Source organism: Stenotrophomonas sp. SMYL11 (assembly GCF_036320005.1).
GTDB lineage: Bacteria > Pseudomonadota > Gammaproteobacteria > Xanthomonadales > Xanthomonadaceae > Stenotrophomonas > Stenotrophomonas maltophilia_A.
In genome coordinates this window covers 140,951-162,506 of record NZ_JAWIRS010000010.1, presented here as the reverse complement: position 1 = coordinate 162,506, position 21,556 = coordinate 140,951, and the positions used below count along the sequence as shown (strand labels likewise).

General features: G+C 65.0%; 22 protein-coding genes and 6 tRNA genes. 12 read left to right on the top strand and 16 right to left on the bottom strand.

Features of this window, described 5'->3' with window-relative positions; genetic code table 11:
- Positions 1 to 181: 181 nt before the first annotated feature.
- Positions 182 to 272: transfer RNA gene (locus V3B46_RS15000), tRNA-Ser, on the bottom strand.
- A gap of 164 nt (positions 273 to 436) precedes the next feature.
- Here V3B46_RS15000 and V3B46_RS14995 point away from each other — a divergent pair.
- A complete protein-coding gene (locus tag V3B46_RS14995) occupies positions 437 to 1,141 on the top strand; it encodes a PP2C family protein-serine/threonine phosphatase (RefSeq protein WP_032129328.1) in 705 nt (234 codons plus the stop codon).
- A gap of 69 nt (positions 1,142 to 1,210) precedes the next feature.
- Here the strand turns inward: V3B46_RS14995 and dnaQ are convergent, their stop codons facing one another.
- From dnaQ to V3B46_RS14980, 3 genes are read right to left on the bottom strand one after another with little or no spacing between them, the layout of a single operon-like run.
- The gene (gene dnaQ, locus V3B46_RS14990) at positions 1,211 to 1,942 is read right to left on the bottom strand and encodes a DNA polymerase III subunit epsilon (protein WP_010483873.1); all 732 of its coding nucleotides are present in this window, start codon (positions 1,940 to 1,942) and stop codon (positions 1,211 to 1,213) included.
- A gap of 4 nt (positions 1,943 to 1,946) precedes the next feature.
- Positions 1,947 to 2,399: a ribonuclease HI gene (rnhA, locus tag V3B46_RS14985; protein ID WP_329892244.1), complete on the bottom strand. Its 453-nt coding sequence runs from the start codon at positions 2,397 to 2,399 to the stop codon at positions 1,947 to 1,949.
- 13 nt (positions 2,400 to 2,412) lie between these two features.
- Positions 2,413 to 3,057, bottom strand: coding sequence for a methyltransferase domain-containing protein (locus V3B46_RS14980; protein ID WP_154262502.1), 645 nt, complete (start codon positions 3,055 to 3,057; stop codon positions 2,413 to 2,415).
- Positions 3,058 to 3,068: 11 nt separating this feature from the next.
- Here V3B46_RS14980 and gloB point away from each other — a divergent pair, with 11 nt between their 5' ends.
- A complete protein-coding gene (gene gloB, locus V3B46_RS14975) occupies positions 3,069 to 3,833 on the top strand; it encodes a hydroxyacylglutathione hydrolase (RefSeq protein WP_154262500.1) in 765 nt (254 codons plus the stop codon).
- On the top strand, positions 3,830 to 5,029 hold the full coding sequence (locus tag V3B46_RS14970; RefSeq protein WP_154262499.1) for a lytic transglycosylase domain-containing protein: 1,200 nt from the start codon (positions 3,830 to 3,832) through the stop codon (positions 5,027 to 5,029). Before gloB ends, V3B46_RS14970 begins: the two co-directional genes overlap by 4 nt.
- A 44-nt stretch (positions 5,030 to 5,073) precedes the next feature.
- On the opposite strand, the gene V3B46_RS14965 is transcribed toward V3B46_RS14970, so the two are convergent.
- The 12 genes from V3B46_RS14965 to tig all read right to left on the bottom strand — a co-directional run bounded on the left by V3B46_RS14965 (position 5,074) and on the right by tig (position 15,770).
- Positions 5,074 to 6,036, bottom strand: coding sequence for a transposase (locus V3B46_RS14965; protein ID WP_329892243.1), 963 nt, complete (start codon positions 6,034 to 6,036; stop codon positions 5,074 to 5,076).
- 399 nt (positions 6,037 to 6,435) lie between these two features.
- Complete coding sequence (locus tag V3B46_RS14960) at positions 6,436 to 8,391, bottom strand: peptidyl-prolyl cis-trans isomerase (RefSeq protein WP_154352048.1); 1,956 nt, start codon at positions 8,389 to 8,391, stop codon at positions 6,436 to 6,438.
- 182 nt (positions 8,392 to 8,573) lie between these two features.
- A tRNA-Asp gene (locus V3B46_RS14955) sits at positions 8,574 to 8,650 on the bottom strand.
- A gap of 106 nt (positions 8,651 to 8,756) precedes the next feature.
- Positions 8,757 to 8,833 (bottom strand) — tRNA-Asp (locus V3B46_RS14950).
- 88 nt (positions 8,834 to 8,921) lie between these two features.
- Positions 8,922 to 8,998: transfer RNA gene (locus tag V3B46_RS14945), tRNA-Asp, on the bottom strand.
- Between the two features lie 85 nt (positions 8,999 to 9,083).
- Positions 9,084 to 9,160: transfer RNA gene (locus tag V3B46_RS14940), tRNA-Asp, on the bottom strand.
- Positions 9,161 to 9,186: 26 nt separating this feature from the next.
- A tRNA-Val gene (locus V3B46_RS14935) sits at positions 9,187 to 9,261 on the bottom strand.
- Positions 9,262 to 9,272: 11 nt separating this feature from the next.
- Positions 9,273 to 9,545 carry an HU family DNA-binding protein gene (locus V3B46_RS14930; RefSeq protein WP_004146343.1) on the bottom strand — a complete coding sequence of 91 codons (273 nt, stop codon included), beginning with the start codon at positions 9,543 to 9,545 and terminating at the stop codon, positions 9,273 to 9,275.
- 217 nt (positions 9,546 to 9,762) lie between these two features.
- On the bottom strand, positions 9,763 to 12,213 hold the full coding sequence (gene lon, locus V3B46_RS14925) for an endopeptidase La (protein ID WP_032129321.1): 2,451 nt from the start codon (positions 12,211 to 12,213) through the stop codon (positions 9,763 to 9,765).
- 142 nt (positions 12,214 to 12,355) lie between these two features.
- Positions 12,356 to 13,645, bottom strand: coding sequence for an ATP-dependent Clp protease ATP-binding subunit ClpX (gene clpX / locus V3B46_RS14920; RefSeq protein WP_032129320.1), 1,290 nt, complete (start codon positions 13,643 to 13,645; stop codon positions 12,356 to 12,358).
- Positions 13,646 to 13,771: 126 nt separating this feature from the next.
- A complete protein-coding gene (clpP, locus tag V3B46_RS14915) occupies positions 13,772 to 14,398 on the bottom strand; it encodes an ATP-dependent Clp endopeptidase proteolytic subunit ClpP (RefSeq protein WP_004146318.1) in 627 nt (208 codons plus the stop codon).
- A gap of 76 nt (positions 14,399 to 14,474) precedes the next feature.
- Positions 14,475 to 15,770, bottom strand: a complete 1,296-nt coding sequence (gene tig, locus V3B46_RS14910) for a trigger factor (RefSeq protein WP_329892242.1) — start codon at positions 15,768 to 15,770, stop codon at positions 14,475 to 14,477.
- Positions 15,771 to 16,331: 561 nt separating this feature from the next.
- Between tig and V3B46_RS14905 the strand changes: the two genes are divergently transcribed.
- The 9 genes from V3B46_RS14905 to V3B46_RS14865 are packed head-to-tail and all read left to right on the top strand — an operon-like array spanning position 16,332 to position 21,413.
- Positions 16,332 to 18,767, top strand: coding sequence for a DNA-directed RNA polymerase (locus V3B46_RS14905; RefSeq protein ID WP_005412423.1), 2,436 nt, complete (start codon positions 16,332 to 16,334; stop codon positions 18,765 to 18,767).
- A gap of 44 nt (positions 18,768 to 18,811) precedes the next feature.
- Positions 18,812 to 18,955, top strand: coding sequence for a hypothetical protein (locus V3B46_RS14900; protein WP_005412422.1), 144 nt, complete (start codon positions 18,812 to 18,814; stop codon positions 18,953 to 18,955).
- A complete protein-coding gene (locus tag V3B46_RS14895) occupies positions 18,948 to 19,232 on the top strand; it encodes a hypothetical protein (RefSeq protein WP_005412421.1) in 285 nt (94 codons plus the stop codon). Before V3B46_RS14900 ends, V3B46_RS14895 begins: the two co-directional genes overlap by 8 nt.
- Positions 19,232 to 19,390 carry a hypothetical protein gene (locus tag V3B46_RS14890; RefSeq protein WP_154267700.1) on the top strand — a complete coding sequence of 53 codons (159 nt, stop codon included), beginning with the start codon at positions 19,232 to 19,234 and terminating at the stop codon, positions 19,388 to 19,390. Before V3B46_RS14895 ends, V3B46_RS14890 begins: the two co-directional genes overlap by 1 nt.
- Positions 19,390 to 20,055 carry a hypothetical protein gene (locus V3B46_RS14885; protein ID WP_004154595.1) on the top strand — a complete coding sequence of 222 codons (666 nt, stop codon included), beginning with the start codon at positions 19,390 to 19,392 and terminating at the stop codon, positions 20,053 to 20,055. Before V3B46_RS14890 ends, V3B46_RS14885 begins: the two co-directional genes overlap by 1 nt.
- Entirely contained in the window at positions 20,039 to 20,476 is a 438-nt protein-coding gene (locus tag V3B46_RS14880; protein ID WP_157178715.1) for a RusA family crossover junction endodeoxyribonuclease, read from the top strand. Before V3B46_RS14885 ends, V3B46_RS14880 begins: the two co-directional genes overlap by 17 nt.
- Positions 20,477 to 20,839 (top strand): N-acetylmuramoyl-L-alanine amidase, encoded by a 363-nt coding sequence (locus V3B46_RS14875; protein ID WP_004154593.1) that lies wholly within the window; start codon positions 20,477 to 20,479, stop codon positions 20,837 to 20,839. It abuts the gene before it with no gap.
- Between the two features lie 11 nt (positions 20,840 to 20,850).
- Complete coding sequence (locus V3B46_RS14870; RefSeq protein ID WP_004154592.1) at positions 20,851 to 21,237, top strand: helix-turn-helix domain-containing protein; 387 nt, start codon at positions 20,851 to 20,853, stop codon at positions 21,235 to 21,237.
- Positions 21,234 to 21,413, top strand: a complete 180-nt coding sequence (locus V3B46_RS14865; RefSeq protein WP_004154591.1) for a hypothetical protein — start codon at positions 21,234 to 21,236, stop codon at positions 21,411 to 21,413. Before V3B46_RS14870 ends, V3B46_RS14865 begins: the two co-directional genes overlap by 4 nt.
- Positions 21,414 to 21,556 lie beyond the last annotated feature (143 nt).

Genomic DNA, 21,556 nt, shown 5'->3' with positions numbered 1-21,556 from the left:
AACCATCTGGAGCAACACGCCCCTCTGTTGAGGGGCTGCCCCGACAGGGGCGGGGAGAGGCCGGCAACGGGAGGGGCCCCCGCGTTGCGCAGCAACGTGTGGGGCGACGCGCAAAGCGCGTCGCGTCCCGCGCCAGATAAAAGAAAAAGGGCTGCCTTTCGGCAGCCCTTTTTCTTTTATCTGGCGGAGAGGGGGGGATTCGAACCCCCGAGGCGCTATAAACGCCTGCCTGATTTCGAGTCAGGTACATTCAACCACTCTGCCACCTCTCCGGGTGGTCCCCGGCGGACCGGGGACGCGCATCATACGAGGAAGTGAGGCCGACGACAAGTCATTCCGGCCAACGAAGTGAAAATTTCCTGAGCGCATGCCTTGCCGGATGCGCGCAGCCACCCGATGATGCCTGTCTCCCCAGCAACACCCCGCCCCAGCGCCCATGATCGAATTCGGACACCTCACCCACCCCGGCATGCGCCGCGAGCTCAACGAGGACACCTACTACGGTGACAGTGAGCTGGCCCTGTGGCTGGTGGCCGATGGCATGGGCGGGCACGCCTGCGGCGAAGTGGCCAGCGCGCTGGCGCGCGAGACCATCGTGCGCGAGATCCGCCGCGGCGCACCGCTGGCGCAGGCCATCCGCACCGCCGACGAAGAGATCATCCGTGCCTCGCGCCGGCGCAACGACACGTTGCCGATGGGCACCACCGTGGTCGCCGCGCGTGTGCAGGGCAACCGCTATGAAGTGGCGTGGGTCGGCGACAGCCGTGCCTACCTGTGGCGCGACGGACAGCTGGCCCAGCTCAGCCAGGACCACAGCGTGGTACAGGAGCTGGTCGCGCAGGGCAACCTGACCGCCGAACAGGCGCGTGCGCATCCGCACCGCAACGTGGTGACCCAGGCGCTGGGCGTGACCGATCCGGCGCATCTGAACGTGGCCACCACCAGTGGTGAACTGCGTCCGGGCATGCAGTTGCTGCTGTGCAGTGACGGCCTGACCGAAGAAGTGGACGACCGCAGCATCGCGCGCACCCTCGCCTTCGAGGATGCCAGCGCACAGGAATGCGTGGACACGCTGGTCGCGGCCGCGCTCGATGGCGGCGGCCGCGACAACATCAGTGTGATTCTGGTGCGCTGCCACTAACCGGTAGATCCACGCCATGCGTGGATGCGACGCTGCCGGCCAGCGGCCGGCACTCCCCCACCCCAGGCATTACGCGCTGGCGGGCTCTTCCACCTTCGGGCCATCCCACAGCGCGTGGCCAGCCTTCTTGCGCAGCCGCTCCAGTCGCGCCGCATGCGCTTCCAGCTCCGACGGCGTGGCCACCACGCGCGGGCGCGGCAGCAGCTTGCTGGTATCGAAGGCCTGCAGCGCCGCGCCGGCACCACCGCCATCGTCATCGCCCAGACCGAAGCCGATTTCTTCCTGGCCCGAGGTCAGCGCGATATAGACGTCGCCCAGGATCTGCGCATCGAGCAGGCCGCCATGCAGCGCACGGTGCGAGTTGTCCACGCCCAGCCGCTTGCACAGCGCATCCAGCGAGTTGCGCTGGCCCGGGAAGCGCTCACGCGCCATCACCAGGGTATCGATCACGGTGCAGCGGTCGGTGATCTTCCCGTACTGCGGCCCCAGCAGCGACAACTCGTTGTCGAGGAAGCCGAGGTCGAACGCCGCGTTGTGGATGATCAGCTCGGCGCCATCGATGAAGGCCAGGAACTCGTCGGCGATCTGCGCGAAGTCCGGCTTGTCATCGAGGAACTCCAGGGTCAGGCCGGTGACTTCCTGCGCGCCCTGTTCGAACTCGCAGTCCGGCTTGATGTACTGGTGATAGTTGTTGCCGGTCGGGCGGCGCTTGAACAGCTCCACGCAGCCGATTTCGACGATGCGGTTGCCCTTCTTCCACTCCAGGCCGGTGGTTTCGGTATCGAGGATGATCTGACGCATGGGCTCAGTTTACCGGGCTGGCGTCGCGGATCTGGATCGCCGCATTGCGGGCCAGCGTATCCACCCGCTCATTGTCCGGGTCGCCGGAGTGACCCTTCACCCAGCGCAAGTCGATCTGATGCCGCAGCGTTGCCGCCTGCAGGCGCTCCCACAGCTCGCGGTTCTTTACCGGATCGCCGCCAGCCGTCTTCCAGTTCTTGCGGATCCAGCCCGGCATCCACTGGGTCAGGCCCTGCCGCACATACTGCGAATCGGTATAGAGCACGATGTTGCACGGCTCGGTCAGCGACTCCAGCCCGGATATGGCCGCCATCAGCTCCATCCGGTTGTTGGTGGTGTGCGCCTCGCCACCGCTCAGTTCGCGCTCGTGGCCCTTATAGCGCAGCAGCGCAGCCCAGCCACCGGGGCCGGGATTGCCAAGGCAGGAACCGTCGGTGTGGATTTCGATGGTTTTCAATACAACTCCAGAATCAGGTAGCTACGGTGCCGTGCCAGCGCACCGGCAGCGGTTTCGGCCCAGGCAGGGCCAACGTGCGTTTTTCCGCATGGAACAGGAAGGCCGCGCGCAGCGGCGCCCAGCCTGCAGGGCGGTGACTGCCCTCTCCGCGCCAGAGCGGGCCCAGGTAACGCATATCGTCGCATTCCAGCCCATGACGGCCGAGCAGCAGGCGGATCCGCTGTGGCGTGCGCACCACCAGCCCATGCTGGCGCCATCGCGTGCGATACGGACTGAACGGATTGAGGCTGCTCAGCCACAGATGGCCGCCCGGCATCAGTACGCGCTCGCACTCGTCGAGCAGCCGATCAGCGTCGGCCGCAGTGACATGCTGCAGCACGATGGCATTGACGCTTTCATTGGCCAGCGGCAGCGGCAGCGCACAACGGGTGTCGCCGGCATAGCCCTGCCCCTGCCGGAACAGGCGCAGACCGCGTCCGCCCAACTGTGCATCGTCCAGCCAGGCCGCACTTGGTGCGATCCACAGCCAGGGCTGCGCGGGCAGCACCGACAGCTGCGGCAGCAGCAATTGCCGTTCCAGCACGCGCAAGGCCTCCGCCGGTTCACTGTCGAACCACGGGGTCTGGCTCGCTTGACGGGTGCTCTGCAGCGCGGGCATGGTCCAATTCTATGCGACTGACTGCCCTGCCCGCATTTGCGGATAACTACATCTGGACGCTGATCGACAACGAGGGCGCTGCCGTGGTCGTCGACCCCGGCGATGCCGCGCCGGTGCTCGCACTGGCCGATCAGGGCCTGCGCGTGGACACGATCCTGCTCACCCATCACCACGACGACCACATCGGTGGCGTGCCGGCATTGCAGGCGCGCTTCCCCGGCGTGCGGATCATCGCGCCGGTCGAGGAACGCATTCCCACGGCCACCGAGCGGGTCGGCGAAGGTGAACGCGTTCAGGCACTGGGCCGGACGTTCCACGTACTATCCGTGCCCGGGCATACCCGCAGCCACATCGCGTTTCACACTGCTGAACATCTTTTCAGCGGAGATTCGTTGTTCAGCCTGGGCTGTGGACGCCTGTTCGAAGGTACGCCGTCCCAGCTGCTGGCGTCGATGCGCAAGCTGGGTGCCCTGCCCGCGCAACTGCTGCTTTGTTGCGCTCATGAGTACACCGTGTCAAATGCCGTCTTCGCGCGGCATGTCGACCCCGCCAACGCTGCCTTGTGGCAGCGCCAAGAGGAGGCTTTGGCCATGCGCCGCGATGACCGTTCCACCCTGCCGGTAACCCTGGCCAACGAATTCGACTGCAATCCCTTCCTGCGTGTGCACGCTGCACCGATCCGTGCGTCGGTGTCGGCACACCTGGGCCGTGACGTCGTGGACGACGTCGACGTGATGGCCGGTCTCCGGCACTGGAAAGACGGCTTCCGCGCATGATGCGCCGAAGTCTGCCGCTGGCCCTGGGCCTTGCCCTGGGGCTGGCCGGAACCGCGGGCGCACAGTCGCTGGGCGCCGGCATCAGCCAGAACCTGACCGCCGCTGCGGCGCTGCCGCTGGATCCGTCCGCGCTGCCTGCGCCCTCGGTGCGCAATGGCCAGGAGATCTTCACCAGCTTCCGCGACGGCCTGGCCGAGCCCAGCTGCGATGCCGAGGCCACCAGCCCGCGCTGGCAGAAGCAGTTCGCCCACGCCCCCTCGCGCCTGGCCAACCAGGATGACGATGCGCTGGTGCTGTTCGGCTATGTGGTCGAAGAGCTGCGCAAGGCGAACCTGCCCACCGAATTCGCGCTGATCCCGTTCGTGGAAAGCGGCTATCGACCCAATGCCCGCAACGGCAGCGGCCCGACCGGCCTGTGGCAGTTCATCGCCACCACGGCGCGCAACCACCGCGTGCCCATGGCCAACGGCTACGACGGCCGCCTGTCGGCGGTTGATTCCACCCAGGCCGCGGTGCGCTACCTGAAAACCCTGCACGGCATGTTCGGCGGCGACTGGCGCCTGGCCACCATGGCCTACAACGCCGGCGAGTACCGGGTGCTGCAGTCCATGCGCAAGGCCGGCATGAACGCGCAGAACGCCAAGCCGGCAGCCCTGCCGGGGCTGTCGCCGGTTACCCATGCCTATGTCGAGAAGCTGCATGCCCTGGCCTGCGTGCTGGAAGACGTGGAGGACCAGCCTCGCGTGATGGCCTCGCTGGACCGCACCGTGCCAGTGTTGAAGGACCACACCCTGCCGGCCGGCACCAGCGTCCAGCAGTGGGCCGCACAGCGCGCCCTGGACCCCGCCAGGATCGCCCGCCTCAACCCGGCCCTGGCCGCCGGCAACCGCGCCTCGGGAACCACCCGGGTCCTGGCCCCGGTCTCGGCCGCCAATGCGACGGTGACGGAAGCCGCGACCACGCTGGTGGCCAGCACCGCACCGGCTGCCACGACCACGCCGACGCCGCAGGTGGCCAAAACCGTGGCCGCGATCGTCGACCGCCCGCGCAGCCGCCGCCACACCGTGCGTGATGGCGAGTCGGCCTGGACCATCGCCCGCCGCTACGGCATGCCGGTAAAGGCCCTGCTGTCGCTGAACGGCCTGAGTGGCAGCAGCGTGCTGAAGCCCGGCGCAGTGCTGCGCGTCGAGGACTGACGCACCAGCCAGGGCTACCTGTAGCCGAGATCCTATGTTCGCAGTCAAGCCTGCTGGAAGCAGGCTTGACCCACTTTCAGCATGGCTGGGTCGAAGTCCTTGCCGCTCTTGAATACGCCCCACGCAATCCTGGCCAGCTTTCTGGCCAGCATATTGAATACCGCCGTGCTGGGGTGGCCACGCTTTGACAGCTCCTCATAGAGCGGCTGTCCGTTCCGACAGCGCTTCAGGCCGATCGCGGCCATGTACAGCATCTGGCGCAGCACCGGTGCGCCCTGCTTGGACAATCGACGCCGTCCGGTTCTGCCACCAGATTCGTTGGGGCGCGGGTCCAGGCCGGTGCAGGCGATCCAAGCGTTCGCGTTGGCCAGTGGCCAGCGCGTCATGTAGTAGACCAGATGCGCGGCGACGGCTGGGCCGATCCCCGGAATGGTGAGCAGGCGCTTGTAGAGCGGGCCTTGTTCACCTTCACGGCCCACGCGCTGCAGATCACTTTCCAGCGCCGACAACGTGCTGGCCAGTGCTCTGAAGATGTCTGCCAGCTCGTGCGGATCGCTCTTGGTGACATCGAAGGACTGCTCCAGGCGCGCCCGGGTCTCCACCAGTGTTTGTCGCTTGCGCAGAAGATCGTGCAGTTGCTGCTGTTCGTCGCTGCGCGGTACGTATTCACGCAGACGATCACTCTCTTTTTTTACGTATCGGGCGATCACCTGGGCGTCCATCGCATCGGTCTTGCCGCGGGCTCCCGTCGCCCGGGCGTAGTTCTTGATCAAGCGAGGATTGATTACGTAGACCACATGACCGGCCTGACCGGCCATACGCGCTACGAGCTCATGGTGCCGACCGGTCGCTTCCATGCCAATCCGGCACCGCGGAGGAAGGGTCTTGAGCCATTTGGCGATGCCGGCGCGAGTATTGGGGATCCGTTCGCCGGCCTTGCAGTCGACCACCGCCGGCACGAGCTCCTTGGAGTCCACGTCCAGGCCAATCTCAAGAGAATCGGACATTTGCACTACTCCCAGCTATCTTTAAGGGGCTGGGGTGGTACCGCACCGACGTTAGCTTGCCTACATCGACGATCCCCTTTTGGGGGCCGTACGATCCTTTATCGACGTTCGTGTGCGGGATGGGGATCGCTCGGCTCGTCTGTCGGCTGCTATCCGCAGATCCATGCTTGTCGGTCCCTCCACCCTGGCTCCTACATACCTCGTAGGAGCCGGGAGGAACATACAAGCCCATGCTCGGCTTTTTCTTTCGCGGTGCGGCTGCTTCTACATGCTTCTCGTAGAGTCGAGCTTGCTCGACTGCCTCCACATGTGTAGTCGAGCAAGCTCGACTCTACGCACCCACACCCACAAAAAAGGCCCGGCATTGCCGGGCCTTTTCGTACCTGCCCGCTGCGAGGCTTACAGGTTCTCTTCGGTGGTCTGGATCACGAACTTCCTGCGCATCGCCTCGACGTAGGCCTTGGCTGCGGCCATGCCGTCGATCTGGCTCAGCTGATCCTTGAGCTGCTTCTGCTGCTCGGCGGTCACTTCCTTGATGTCGCCCGGGTTGACCTTGTTCACTGCGAACAGCAGCGCGTGGCCGTTGACGTCGACCTTGCCGTAGCTCGGCTTGCCTTCCGCCGGCACCGGCGCACTGAAGATCGCGCGGTTGATTTCCGGGGTCGGCACCGGCTGGCTGCGCGGCAGGCCCGGCATCGGGCTCAACTGCAGCTTCTCGCTGGCGGCCAGCGACTGCAGGGTGGCACCGGCCTTCAGCTTGGCCAGCACGGCGTCTGCGGCCTTGTCGCTGGCCTGGCGCTGGCGGTCGGCGCGGATCGCGGCGATCACCTGTTCACGCGCCTTGTCCAGCGGCATCGCCTGCTCCGGGGTATGCGCGGCCACGCGGATGACCACGCTGTGGTTGGTGGCACCGCCCAGGGCGATCGGATCGCTGGCGGTACCGTCCTGCACCAGCACTTCGGAGAAGGCCGCACGCAGCACGGCCGGATCGGTGGCGATGCCACTGGCGGTGGCACGGGTGATCGGGCCCAGGGTCTGCAGCGGCAGGTTCACTTCCTTGGCCGCAGCAGCCAGATCACTCGGGCTCTTGTTGATCGCATCGACCAGGCGGCCGGCCAGCTCGTTGAAGCCGCGCTCGCCGTCGGCCTTCAGCTGCTCGGCGGCCAGCGTGTCACGCACTTCCTCGAACGACTTGCCTTCGCCACCACGCACCGCGGCAACCTTGATGATGTGGTAGCCGAAGTCGGTCTTGACCGGGCCGATCACGTCACCGGCCTTGGCGGCGAACAGGGCGTCTTCGAACGGCTTGACCATCGCGCCACGCTCGACCCAGCCCAGATCACCCCCTTGGTCCTTCGAACCCGGGTCTTCCGAATTGGCCTTGGCCAGTGCAGCGAAGTCGGCACCCGCCGCCTTGGCTTCGGCGGCGATCTTGTTCGCCTTGGCTTCGGCACCGTCACCGGTGATCAGGATGTGCGCGGCCTGGCGCTGTTCCGGCGAAGTGAACTTCGCCTTCTCGTCCTCATAGCGCTTGCGCAGGGTCGCTTCGTCGGCCGCGGTCGGTGCCGGCAGGTTGGCGCCATTGATCTCGACGTATTCCAGGGACACGCTTTCGGCCTGGCGGAAATCCTTGCCGTGGCTGTCGTACCACTGCTTGATCTGCTCATCGGTGACCGGCGCGGTATCGGCCGGAACCTCCGGCAGCGCGGCCAATTCGACGTCGCGGGTCTCACCCAGCAGCTTCAGCAGGCGCTCGGTCTCGGCCTGGGTGACGAAGCCCGAATTCTGCAGGCCCGACGGGATCACCGACTGCTGCAGGCTCTCGCGCACCAGCTCCTGGAACTGCGTGGGGGTACGCGGCGGATTGCCACCGGCCAAGGCCAGGCGGTAGTTGTTCTCGTTGAACTTGCCGTTCGAATCGAGGAAGGCCGGGATGGTGGCGATGTACTCGCGCACCGCGCCATCGCCGATCACAACACCGGCCTGCTCGCCCACCAGGCGCACGACCTGCTCGTCGATCAGCTGATCGAGCACGGCCATCTTGTTTTCAGTGCTTTCGAACGCGCGCGGGTCGAAGTTCTCGCCCTGCTGCTGGCGCTCACGCATGCGCTCCTGCTCGAAGCGGGTGCGGAAATCCTGCGCGCTGATCTCGTGGTGCTGCCACAGCATGCGCACCGGCCACCACGACGGTGCCGAACGCCACCAGGTCGGAGGCGCGGAAACCTTGGCCACGTTCTGTGCGCCAACGCCACCCAGGTAGCTGTTGTCGATCACGAACAGGAACGGAATCATCAGCAGCCCCAGGATCACGGTGACGATCCAGCCTGAGGTCTTGTCGCGGAGTTTCTGCAGCATGGTGAGGAATCACAAGGCCTGATTGGCGAGCCCGGCAGTGTAACCCGCTTCGCCGCAGGGACCAAAAGCAGCGCCGGCGCGGCTTGCGCCGATCTCCGCGGACCTGCGCCGTCAGCACCTCGGCAGGCCTGCCGCAGGGCACAAAGAAAAAGCCCCCGGCTTGCGCCGAGGGCTTTTAAAGTTGGCGGAGCGGACGGGACTCGAACCCGCGACCTCCGGCGTGACAGGCCAGCATTCTAACCAGCTGAACTACCGCTCCGCGCTGAAACTTTGCAGGCGCCCAGTATATCCGAAGACTCCCTGGAAACCCAGCCCGATGAACACTTTTTTCAAAGTTTTTTCACAGGGACTTAAGAATTCTGCAATGGCGGAGCGGACGGGACTCGAACCCGCGACCTCCGGCGTGACAGGCCAGCATTCTAACCAGCTGAACTACCGCTCCGTTCTTGCAAAAACCTTTTTCGTCTTCTTCCCGAACCTGTCGGTGAGAAGACAAGGCCCCCAGCTTTGGGCCGGGGGCCTCGATGTAATGGCGGAGCGGACGGGACTCGAACCCGCGACCTCCGGCGTGACAGGCCAGCATTCTAACCAGCTGAACTACCGCTCCGCATTGTTGCTATTTCTTGTTTTTCCACCGGCCTGGACCGGGGAGAAAACAAAGCCTCCAGCTTTTGGCCGGAGGCCTCGTTGAATGGCGGAGCGGACGGGACTCGAACCCGCGACCTCCGGCGTGACAGGCCAGCATTCTAACCAGCTGAACTACCGCTCCACACTCAAACGTTTACCGCGGTGCTGTGGTGGGTGCTGAGGGTTTCGAACCCCCGACCCTCTCCGTGTAAAGGAGACGCTCTACCGCTGAGCTAAGCACCCCAGCGAGCCGCTTAGTTTACAGCATCCTTCAGGGCCTTACCAGCCTTGAACGACGGATTCTTCGAAGCAGCGATCTTGATGGTGTCGCCGGTCTTCGGGTTGCGGCCGGTGCGGGCAGCACGGTCGCGGACCTGGAAGGTACCGAAGCCAACCAGGGTGACCGCATCGCCGTCCTTCAGCGCCTTGGTGACGGCAGCAACGACGGCATCGACAGCGCGGCTGGACTCGGCCTTGGTCAGGTCGGCAGCTTCAGCAACGGCATCGATCAATTCGGTCTTGTTCATTCTCTACAACTCCTTTGGCGGTGGGTTCCGCTTATTCGACAGGGAAGCAACCGCACGCCTTCTGCATGCGGCCGCCATGTGGAAACGGTTCGCCGATTCAGTCATCGCTGACAGCGATCACTCATTCGCGAGTGCTGCTTTTATACCAGTGGCCCTACCCCCACGCAAGCTGGAAAGCCAGCAACGACGCGGGTTTCGGGCCATCGGACAGCGCGCGTCAATGCTTGACGCGCGCGCTTCCACTCGGTTTGGCCTTGCTGCGCACCGTGACACGCTGCGCACTCTTGCGCGCCTTCTTCGGTGCCAGCGGGCGCTCCAGCGCCAGGTCCAGGACTTCTTCGATGTACTTCACCGGCACGATCTCCAGATCGCGGGTGACGTTGGCCGGAATGTCTGCAAGGTCCTTGCGGTTCTCTTCCGGAATGATGACCGTGCGGATACCACCGCGCAGTGCGGCCAGCAGTTTCTCCTTCAAGCCACCGATGGCGGTGACACGACCACGCAGGGTGATCTCACCGGTCATCGCCACGTCGGCACGCACCGGCACCTTGGTCAGCATCGACACCAGCGAGGTGACCATTGCCGCACCGGCACTCGGCCCGTCCTTCGGCGTGGCACCATCGGGCACGTGCAGGTGCACGTCGTGCTTCTGCAGGAAGTCGCTGTCGATGCCAAAGCCCACGGCGCGCGAACGCACCACCGACAGTGCCGCCGACGCCGATTCCTTCATCACGTTGCCGAGCTGGCCGGTCAGGATCAGCTGGCCCTTGCCCGGCACCAGCGTCGATTCGATCTGCAGCAGATCGCCACCGACTTCGGTCCAGGCCAGGCCGGTGACCAGGCCGATCTCGTTCTCTTCTTCGGCACGGCCGAAATCGAAGCGACGCACGCCCAGATACTTGTCCAGGTTCTTGCTGGACACGCTCACCAGCGCCTTGGACTTCTTCGCGCCCTTCTTCGCCTTCACCGGCTGCGGGCCGGCCAGCGCGATCTCCTTCACCACCTTGCGGCAGATCTTGGCGATCTCGCGTTCCAGGTTGCGCACGCCCGATTCGCGCGTGTAGTAGCGCACGATGTCCTGGATCGCATCACTGCCGATCTCCAGTTCTTCCGGCTGCAGGCCGTTGGCCTTGATCTGCTTCGGCACCAGGTAGCGGGTGGCGATGTTGAGCTTCTCGTCCTCGGTGTAGCCGGGGATGCGGATCACTTCCATGCGGTCCAGCAGCGGGCCGGGAATATTGAGCGAGTTCGAGGTGGCCACGAACATCACTTCGGACAGGTCCAGGTCCACTTCCAGGTAGTGGTCGTTGAACGCGTTGTTCTGCTCCGGATCGAGCACTTCCAGCAGCGCCGAAGACGGATCGCCACGGAAGTCCATCGACATCTTGTCGATCTCGTCGAGCACGAACAGCGGGTTCTTGCTGCCGACCTTGTTGAGGTTCTGCACGATGCGGCCCGGCATCGAACCAACGTAGGTACGACGGTGACCACGGATCTCGGCTTCATCGCGAACGCCGCCCAGCGACATGCGCACGAACTTGCGGTTGGTAGCCTTGGCGATGGACTGGCCGAGCGAGGTCTTGCCCACGCCCGGCGGCCCGACCAGGCACAGGATCGGGCCCTTCATCTGCTTCACGCGCGACTGTACCGCCAGGTATTCAAGGATGCGCTCCTTGACCTTCTCCAGGCCGTAGTGGTCGGCGTCGAGGGTGTCCTGCGCGGCCTTCAGGTCCTTGCGCACCTTGCTGCGCTTCTTCCACGGCACGCCCAGCAGCCACTCCAGGTAGTTGCGTACCACCGCGGCTTCGGCCGACATCGGCGACATCTGCTTGAGCTTGTTCAGTTCATTGCGTGCCTTGGCTTCAACCGCCTTCGGCATGCCGGCTTCGGCGATCTTGCGGGCCAGCTCTTCCAGCTCGCCCGGTGCATCGTCCAGGTCACCCAGTTCCTTCTGGATGGCCTTCATCTGTTCGTTGAGGTAGTACTCGCGCTGGCTCTTCTCCATCTGCGACTTCACGCGGCCGCGGATGCGCTTTTCCATCTGCTGCACGTCGATCTCGCCATCGACCAGGCCGACCAGCATCTCCAGGCGGTCACCCACGGCCAGCGTTTCCAGCAGGCGCTGCTTGTCAGCCAGGCGCACGCTGATGTGCGCGGCGATGGTGTCGGCCAGGCGGGCCGGCTCATCGATGCCCGACAGCGTCTGCAGCAGCTCCGGCGGCAGCTTGCGGTTGGTCTTCACGTACTGCTCGAACAGCGACATCAGCGAGCGCGCGATCGCCTCCACCTCGCGGGCTTCGCGCTCGTCGGTGGCGTCGATCTCCACGGCCTGGCCATGCAGCGAGCCGTTGCGCTCGTCGACGTGGGTGACCTGCACGCGCGACAGGCCTTCGACCAGCACCTTGATGGTGCCGTCGGGCAGCTTCAGCAGCTGCAGCACCTGCGCCAGCGTACCGACCTGGTAGAGGTCGGCTGCATGCGGGTCATCGGTCTCGGCCGACTTCTGCGCCAGCAGCAGGATGCGCTTGTCCGATTCCATTGCCTGTTCGAGCGCGTGCATGGACTTGTCACGGCCGACGAACAGCGGGATGACCATGTGCGGGAACACCACTACGTCGCGCAGCGGCAGGACCGGCAGGTCGAGGGTTTCACTTGGGGAACGGGCCATGGGGGCTCCAGGGAAGGGGAAAACCGCCTCCGGGAGGGCATCTTCCGGAGACAAAAAAAGCCGATGGCCCCGTTATGGGGCCATCGGCTTTCAGATGCAAGGCATTCCTTGAAAATCCTTTCCAATCAACAACCTGGAAGGATCACTCGGCGCCTGCGGCCTTCTGTTCAGGGGCCGCCGGGGTCTGGTAGATCAGATACGGCTCGGACTTGTGCTCGATCACCGACTCGTCCACCACCACCTTGCTGACGTTTTCCTGCGACGGCAAGTCGTACATGGTGTCCAGCAGGACCGATTCGACGATGGTGCGCAGGCCACGGGCACCGGTCTTGCGCTTGAGCGCCTTCCTGGCGATGGCCGACAACGCGTCCGGACGGAACTCCAGCTCGACGTTCTCCATCTCGAACAGCTTCTTGAACTGCTTGGTGATGGCGTTCTTCGGCTCGGTCAGGATCCTGATCAGGGCCGGCTCGTCCAGCTCCTCCAGGGTCGCCACCACCGGCAGGCGGCCGACGAACTCGGGGATCAGGCCGAACTTGATCAAGTCTTCCGGCTCGACTTCGGCCAGCACCTTGCCCACTTCCTGCTTGCGCTCGCTGCTCTTCACCTTGGCGCCGAAGCCGATGCTGCCGACGTCGGTGGAACGGGCCTGGATCACCTTGTCCAGCCCGGCGAACGCGCCGCCGCAGATGAACAGGATGTTCTTGGTGTCCACCTGCAGGAATTCCTGCTGCGGGTGCTTGCGGCCGCCCTGCGGCGGAACGCTGGCCACGGTGCCTTCGATCAGCTTCAGCAGGGCCTGCTGCACGCCTTCGCCGGACACATCGCGGGTGATCGACGGGTTCTCGCTCTTGCGCGAGATCTTGTCGATTTCATCGATGTAGACGATGCCCTGCTGCGCCTTCTCGACGTCGTAGTCGCACTTCTGCAGCAGCTTCTGGATGATGTTCTCCACGTCCTCGCCCACGTAACCGGCTTCGGTCAGCGTGGTGGCGTCGGCCATGGTGAACGGCACGTTGAGCAGGCGGGCCAGGGTCTCGGCCAGCAGCGTCTTGCCCGAACCGGTCGGGCCGACCAGCAGGATGTTCGACTTTGCCAGTTCGACGTCGTCGTTCTTCTGCCGGCTCTCGATGCGCTTGTAGTGGTTGTACACGGCCACGGCCAGCGTGCGCTTGGCGCGGTTCTGGCCGATCACGTACTGGTCGAGGACCTCGAGGATCTCGCGCGGCTTGGGCAGCGAACTGCGCGCCGACTGCGCCTTTTCCTCAAGTTCCTCACGGATGATGTCGTTGCACAGCTCCACGCACTCATCGCAGATGAATACGCTCGGACCCGCAATCAGCTTGCGCACTTCATGCTGGCTCTTGCCGCAGAAAGAGCAGTAGAGGATCTTGCCGGTGTCCGTGGAACGACCTTGGCGGTCTTCGCTCATGCTTCGCTTACCCAGTTACCCCACCCGCTGAACGGGGGTTCGATTCGAGAATAGCACAGGGCCGAGGGGACACCAGTCCCGCCCGACCCTGCAGGAACGGGGCCTCCATGGCCCCGTGAAGGCCGGTCAACCGGCCTGGATCGACTCATCCGGACGACGCTCCAGGACCTGGTCGACCAGACCGTAGGCCTGCGCCTCGAAGGCACTCTTGAAGTTGTCGCGCTCGGTGTCGCGGGCGATCGTCTCCAGCGACTGGCCGGTGTGCTTGGCCAGCACCTCGTTCAGGCGCGAACGCAGGGTCAGGATCTCACGCGCGTGGATGTCGATGTCGGTGGCCTGGCCCTGGTAGCCACCCAGCGGCTGGTGGATCATCACGCGTGAGTTCGGCAGCGCATAGCGCTTGCCGGCTTCGCCCGCGGCCAGCAGCAGGGCGCCCATCGAGGCGGCCTGGCCGATGCAGGTGGTGCTCACATTCGGCTTGATGTACTGCATGGTGTCGTAGATCGCCATGCCGGCGGTGACCACGCCACCCGGCGAGTTGATGTAGATGTTGATGTCCTTTTCCGGGTTCTCCGACTCCAGGAACAGCAACTGCGCCACCACCACGTTGGCCATGTGATCGTCGATCGGGCCCACGAGGAAGATCAGGCGCTCCTTCAACAGGCGCGAATAGATGTCGTAGGCACGCTCGCCGCGGCTGGTCTGCTCGACCACCATCGGAACCAGGTTCAGGGCTTTGGTTCGGTTGTCCATTACGTGAGGTACCTATCTTGGGGGGCAACAACCCCGCGCCGGCAAAGGCGCGGGGCATCCGGTGATCCGCCCGGGCTTACTGGCGGATCGCGTCCTGGAACGACAGCTTCTCTTCGGTGTGCTGGGCACGCTCGGCGATCCAGTCGATCACCTGCTCTTCCATCACACGGTTCTGCAGGCCAGACATCAGCTGGGGGTCGTTGCGGTACATCTCAATGACCTGTTCCGGCTCTTCGTAGGTCGAAGCGATCAGACGCATCGTTTCGTTCAGGCGCTTGGCTTCCAGGCGCAGGTCGTTGATGCGGGCCACTTCACCGACCAGCAGGCCGACCAGCACGCGCTTGGCGGCCGCTTCCTTGAAGCCTTCGTGGGCATCGGCCGGGATCTCGCCGACGTTCTGGCCGTTGCGGCGGATCTGCTCGACCTGCTGGGCCAGCATGGCGCGGGCTTCGTTCTCGACCAGGCGCGGCGGCATTTCCACCGACGAATAGGCGGCGATCAGCTGCTCGCCCACTTCGCGGCGCAGGCGGTTCATCAGAGCACCCTTCAGCTCGCGCTCCAGGTTGGCACGGATGTCGCTGCGGAACTGCTCGACGTCGCCGCCCTTCACGCCGAAGCTCTTGATGAAGGCTTCGTCGACCGCCGGCACGACCGGCTCGGAAACTTCGGCAACCTTGACGGTGACCTGCACGGTCTTGCCGGCCAGCACCGGCACGCGCCAGTCAGCCGGGAACTCGACGTCCAGGGTCTTCTCTTCGCCCTTGGCCAGGCCGACCAGGCCCTTTTCGATGGTGTCGAACATCATGCCCTGGCCGAGCACGATCGAACCCTTCTCGGCGCCCTCGGCCGGCAGGCGCTCTTCGCCGGCCTGCGACCAGGTTTCCACCGCGACCAGATCACCGTCCTGTGCGCCGCGGCTGACCGGGGCCCAGGTGCGACGCTGGTTCTGCAGGTTCTCGATCATCTGGTCGATGTCGGCGTCGGTGATCTCGGCGCTGTGGCGCACGACGGTCAGCTTGCTGACGTCGATGTCGCCGAAGTCCGGCACCACTTCCACGGTGGCCACGAAGGAGAACTCACCCTCGTCGCCCTTGTCGATGCGCGGGCTGCCGACGATGCGCAGGTCGTGCTCGCGCACGGCCGCATCGAAGGTTTCGCGCAGCAGGCCGTCCAGCGCCTCGCCACGGACCTGCGCGCCGAAGCGCTGCTCGATCACCTTGGCCGGCACCTTGCCCGGGCGGAAACCCTTGATGCGGGTGGTACGGGCGATTTCGCCCAGGCGGCCGACGATGTGGCTCTGCAGACGCTCTTCCGGCAGCGAGAAGCTCAGGCGGCGTTCCAGGTTGCCGGTGGATTCGATCGAAGCTTGCATGTTGACTCCTGCCACCGGTGGCCCACGCCCCCGGCTCGATGATTGGGATGAAACGGTTGTAAGGACACGACGTCTGGGACGCGCCTGCTTGCCGCAGCCCTTTAGTTTCGCCCAATTCGGCCTGCACTGCCAGCGCGTGCCGGTCAAGGGGCGCAGATGGCCCGATCAGGGCGGGGACAGGCCGGCACTGGTGCGAAAGGGGGGACTCGAACCCCCACGCCTTGCGGCACTGGAACCTAAATCCCGAAGCCCCTGCCGATTAGTGCTGACCACTCAACTACTTACAGCGTTCCAGTCTATCAGGTGACGCTTCGGGTGACATATAGGTGACGCCGGGTGCCGCGACAGGTGACACCAGGTGACGCCGAATAAAGTGGTCATCTTCGGCGGACCTCCTCCTAGGACAACCATTCAGAACTACTCATTGCTGTTCACCACCGAGGACTACTACAGTTCCACATAGGTCCACCCAGGACCAACAACCGAACCACTCAGGACCGTACCGGGCAGCCCCCGGTGCGGTCCTCCCGTTTTGACTTTTGCATCCCCCGAGGGCAAACGATGACGACTTGGCAAGAGAACGACCTGCACGCCGCCCAGCTCGAACTGGAGAAGGAAAGCACCAGCCTGGGCATTGCCCGCTACGAGAAGATCAGGGAGCAGCGCCAGGAGGCCGAGACCGGCCCCGGCCGCAAGCTGGTCATGGAGAGCATCGACGCCACCGCCGCCGCGATCATGGCGTTCGTGGCCGAAGCCGACACCGGCAAGCCGGGCAAGCGCCACGCCGCCCTCAAATTCATCCGCCACCTGAACCCCCACGCCCTCGCCTATCTGACCAGCTTCACCTGCGTCAACGCGCTGGTCGCCGATCACCGCAAGGCGGTGTCCGTGGCGATCACCCTGGGCCACGAGGTCGCCAACGAGATCAACTTCTCCCTGCTCCGCGAGAAGCACCCCGGCCTGTACCGGGTCGTCCAGGAGCAGCTCAAGAAGTCCACCTCGGCCCGGCACTCCACCGCCGTCATGCGGCACGTCATCGCCGACGCCGAGTTCGCCCCCGAGGACGACAAGCGCCTCTACCTGTCCGACAAGGACGCGCTGCTGGTGGGCATGAAGCTCATCGAGCTGTTCGTCGAGGCGACCGGGCTGGTCGAGCTGGTCACCGTCGCCGAGCGCGGCAAGCGCCACCTGCTCATCGCCGGGAATCAGAAGGTGCTCGACTGGCTGACCAAGGCCCACGACAGCGCCGCCCTGTACCAGCCGGTGCTGATGCCGATGGTCGTCCCGCCCCGTCCGTGGACCACGCCCCGCGACGGCGGCTACCTGACCGACATCGGCGGCCGGGCTGACCTCGTGCGTACCCGCAACCGCGCCTACAAGCGCGAGCTGGCGCTGGTCGATATGCCCAACGTCTACCAGGCCCTCAACGCCATCCAGGCAACCGCCTGGAAGGTGAACGTGCCCGTCCTAGAGGTCATGCGCGAGCTGTGGAACGCAGGCGGCGGTGTCGCCGGGCTGCCGGAGCGTGAACTGATGGACCTGCCGAGCCGCCCTGCCCTGCTGGAGACCGACCCGGACTACTTCAAGGAGCACCACGCCGACGAGTTCAAGGAATGGAAGCGCGACCGCGCCAAGGTCTACGAGGCCAACGCGCGCAGCGTGTCCACCCGCCTCGCCGCCGCGCAGAAGATCGCCTTGGCGGAGAAGTTCGCCGAGTACCCCGCGATCTACTTCCCTCACAACCTCGACTTCCGCGGCCGGTGCTACCCCCTGCCCCCGACGCTGACCCCGCAGGGTGATGATGCGGCCAAGGGCCTGCTGACGTTCGCCCAAGGCGTGCCGCTCGGCGAGGACGGTGCCTACTGGCTCGCCATCCACGTCGCCAACTGCTTCGGCGTGGACAAGGTGTCGTTCGAGGAGCGCGTGGCCTGGGTGCGCGAGCACGAGGAGCAGATTCTCGACAGCGCCCTCGATCCGCTGGACGGCCAACGCTTCTGGATGGACGCCGACAGCCCGTTCTGCGCGCTGGCAGCGTGCTTCGAGTGGCTCGGCTACAGCCTCAACGGCCGCGATCACGTCTCCCACCTGCCCATCGCGCTCGACGGCTCCTGTAACGGCCTCCAGAACTTCTCGGCCATGCTCCGCGACTCCGTGGGCGGTGCAGCCACCAACCTGATCCCGCAGCCGAAGCCCGCCGACATCTATTCGCGCGTGAAAGACGTGGCCCAGGAGAAGCTGCGCGCCCGTGCCGAGAGCGGCGACCCGCTGGCGATCAAGCTGGACGGCCAGCTCACCCGCGACATCGTGAAGCAGCCGGTGATGACGCTGCCCTACGGCGTCACGAAGTCGGGCATGCGCGCCCAGGTGCTCTCCAAGTTCAAGAAGCTGGGCATGGAGGACGATTGGGAGACCGCCGAGTACCTGGCGACCCTGCTGTGGGAGTGCATCGGCGAGGTCGTGATCGCAGCCCGCGCGGCGATGGACTGGCTGCGTGACGCCTCCAAGGTCGCCTCGTCGGCCGACCTGCCGGTGAGCTGGACGACCCCCGCTGGCTTCCCGGTCCTCCAGGAGTACCGCGAGGAGGAAGGCGTCCGCATCCGGCCGCACGTCGGAGGCCGCGAGGTGAATTTAGTGGTCAACATCGGCGGTACTAAGCTCGACCGTCGCAGGCAGACCCTCGGGATCAGTCCGAACTTCGTCCACTCCTGCGACGCCAGCCACATGATGCTGACCACCTGCCTCGCGGCAGAGAACGGCATCGAGTCGTTCGCCATGATCCACGACTCCTACGGTACGCACGCGGGCCAGGCAGCAATCCTCGCCGCCGCACTCCGGCAGGCGTTCGTCGATCAATACAGCGGCGACGTACTGGCCGACTTCCGACAGCAACTCGTCGAGCAGCTCCCGCCAGAAGCGGCAGAGAAACTCCCACCCCTCCCGCCGCATGGCGACCTGGACCTCAGCCTGGTGCTGGAGTCGCGCTATTTCTTTGCCTAGTCCATCCCCCTTTGGCAATTGATACCCCAAGCGAGAACATCAACATGAGCATCAACTACCAGCACGCACTGAACACCTACGTTGCCCAGGACCACTTCGGTGTGGTCCTCGGCATCTACAACCCGGCCGAACACGGCACGGTCGAGGAGTTCAAGCACCGCATGACGGAGCTGCACGCAGGTGCGTGATCGCGTCATCGACGGACTGCACTCACGTTCTGCCGAGAGCGCCGCACGCGGCGCTTTCGTAGTGATCGACAGCGTGCAGTCCCTCGGCCACCCGGCCGATCAGGTGATCGGCTTGGCGTGCGCCTTCAAGAACTTCTGCGAAGTGCTCGGCCTCGATCCGATGGAAGTGCTGCGGGTCGTCTCGCGCATGGAGCAGGACTGCCGCTACCGGCAGGTCAACACCCTCAACGCCGTGCGCCGCTACGCGGAGCGCGAGCTGAAACCGCACTACCCGTGATGCGTGACCCGATCACCGACGCCTTCATCGACGAGGCGCTCATCGGCTTCGACATCGACGAAGCCTTCGGCATTTCCGCCGACACCCCGTTGACCGCCGCCGCTGACCTGTGGCGCGCGGGCATCTATCTCCCGACCAACTACGAGACCGACAACTGATGGCAACCAAGAAGCGCGAACGATTCGTCTCCCCCAAGGGCACCGCCGTGTGGCCGCGCCTGAACGAACCGGACACCAAGTTCAAGCCGGAAGGCGAATACACCGTGAGCCTGGCGTTCGACCCGAACGACAAGGACTTCAAGGCGCTGGCGAAGAAGCTGGAAACCCGGCGCGACGAGCTGTTCCAGGAGTTCCTGAGCGAGAACCCGAAGAAGAAGAAGGGTGCCGAAGTGGCCCCGGTGTTCACCGAAGAAACCGACGAGAACGGCGATGACACCGGCCGCGTGCTGGTGAAGTTCAAGATGAAGGCCAGCGGCGTCAGCAAGCGCACCGGCAAGAAGTTCACCATGCGCCCGGACATCTTCGACGCCCGCGGCAAGAAGATCGACAACCCGCCGCAGATCGGCGGCGGCAGCGAACTCAAGGTCTCCTACGAGATCGGCGGCTCGTTCGTCGAATCGGCCAAGAAGTTCTACCTGACCTGCTACATGGTCGCCGTCCAGGTGATCGAGCTGGTCGAGTTCGGCCAGCGCAACGCCAAGGACTACGGCTTCGGCGAGGAGGACGGCTACGAGGCCGCCGACAGCGCGCCGTTCAGCGACAGCGATGACGACTCGGACGACGACAGCGACTCCGACGACGAGGGCGATGACGGCGACTACTGATCCGCTGTCGGTCATCGTGAACACCGCGAGGGGGGCCAAGCATTTGGCCTCCCTCACGTTCCCGTTTGACCCGGTGCCCGCCTCGCGCCCGAAGGTTTCGCGCTGGGGCGTCTACTACGGCAAGACCTACAAGACCTGGAAGGAAGCCGCAGAGAAGCATCTGCCAGCCGGTGATCTGGACCTGTCGCCGACCGATCCGGTTTTAGTGGTCATCATCGCGGTATGCAAACGCGCCAAGACCTCGAAGGCCGCGTTTCCCAAGGGCGACGTGGACAACCTCGCCAAGGGGCCGATGGACGTTGTGACCAAAGCCACCGGCTATTGGGCCGACGACAAGCAAGTCATGTGGCTGCTCTCCGGTAAGCGCTGGGCGCAGCCGGACGAAGAACCACGCACCGAAGTCCACCTCTACAAACTCTAAGTGCGCCTCAAACCTCTGGAATCGGTAGAGGCGCTGTTCGTCCTCGCCAGCATGACCCGCCCCGAGCAGGTCACGACCGGCGAAGAACTCGCACGCCTGCACCGCTCGCAGGGCTACTCGAAGATCGCCGTCCACTTCGTCATCGAACGTGACGGCTCGATCTACGACGGTCGCCCGCTGAATCAGCCCGGCGCTCTCGCCGGTAAGCACAACCAATCCGCATACCAAGTCTGCCTCCTGGGCGGCGTCAACGACGCCATGCAGCCCGAGGACAACTTCACCGAAGCCCAACACGCCGCGCTGCGACGCCTGCTCGCCGCCTACGGCAAGCCCGTCGTGTGGGCACCTGACTTCCCTCGATAGGAGAACCCAACGTGAAACCGCTGCCCCCGCAAACCCAGGTCGTCCTGGATCACCTGCGTCGCCACTCGCACCTGACCTCGTGGCAGGCCGAAGGCGTCTACCGCATCCGCCGCCTCGCCTCGCGCGTCGATGAGCTGCGCGCTGCTGGCTTCGAGATCGAAACGCAGACCTGCGAGGACGCCTCGGGGCAGCGGTACACGCGCTATCGCCTGTCGCGCCGTCAGCGCCGCAGCAAGGCTCCGCTCCTGGAAGCGCGCCGCGCTCCGAAGCAGTACCGCGTCGATGCGCTGCTCCAGCTGTATCGCAACTACTGCACCGACGAGCTGGGCCTCGACGCCAACGATGCGACCGAAGAAGTCGCCGCATTCACCAAGTTCCTGCTGGAGAAGAACGCATGACCAACACCGCTACCACCGTCATTCCGTCCGCGATGCGCCTGGCTTTCGAGCGCGCATGGGCGCGCGCCGACAAGCCGTTCCGCGGCCTGGGCCGCACCGTCAAGGGTGCGCTGAATCGTCGCCTCGGCATTTCCTACCGCAAGCGCATGTGGTCCGTGGAGCGTGCAAAGCGCTGACTCCGAATACCTCCACAAAGAGCCGTGCCCGAACTGCGGCAGCAAGGACAACCTTGCGCGCTACAGCGACGGGCACGGCTACTGCTTCGGCTGCGGTCACTACGAGCCAGCCGAAGGCGAGGAGGTCTCTCAACCCACCAGCA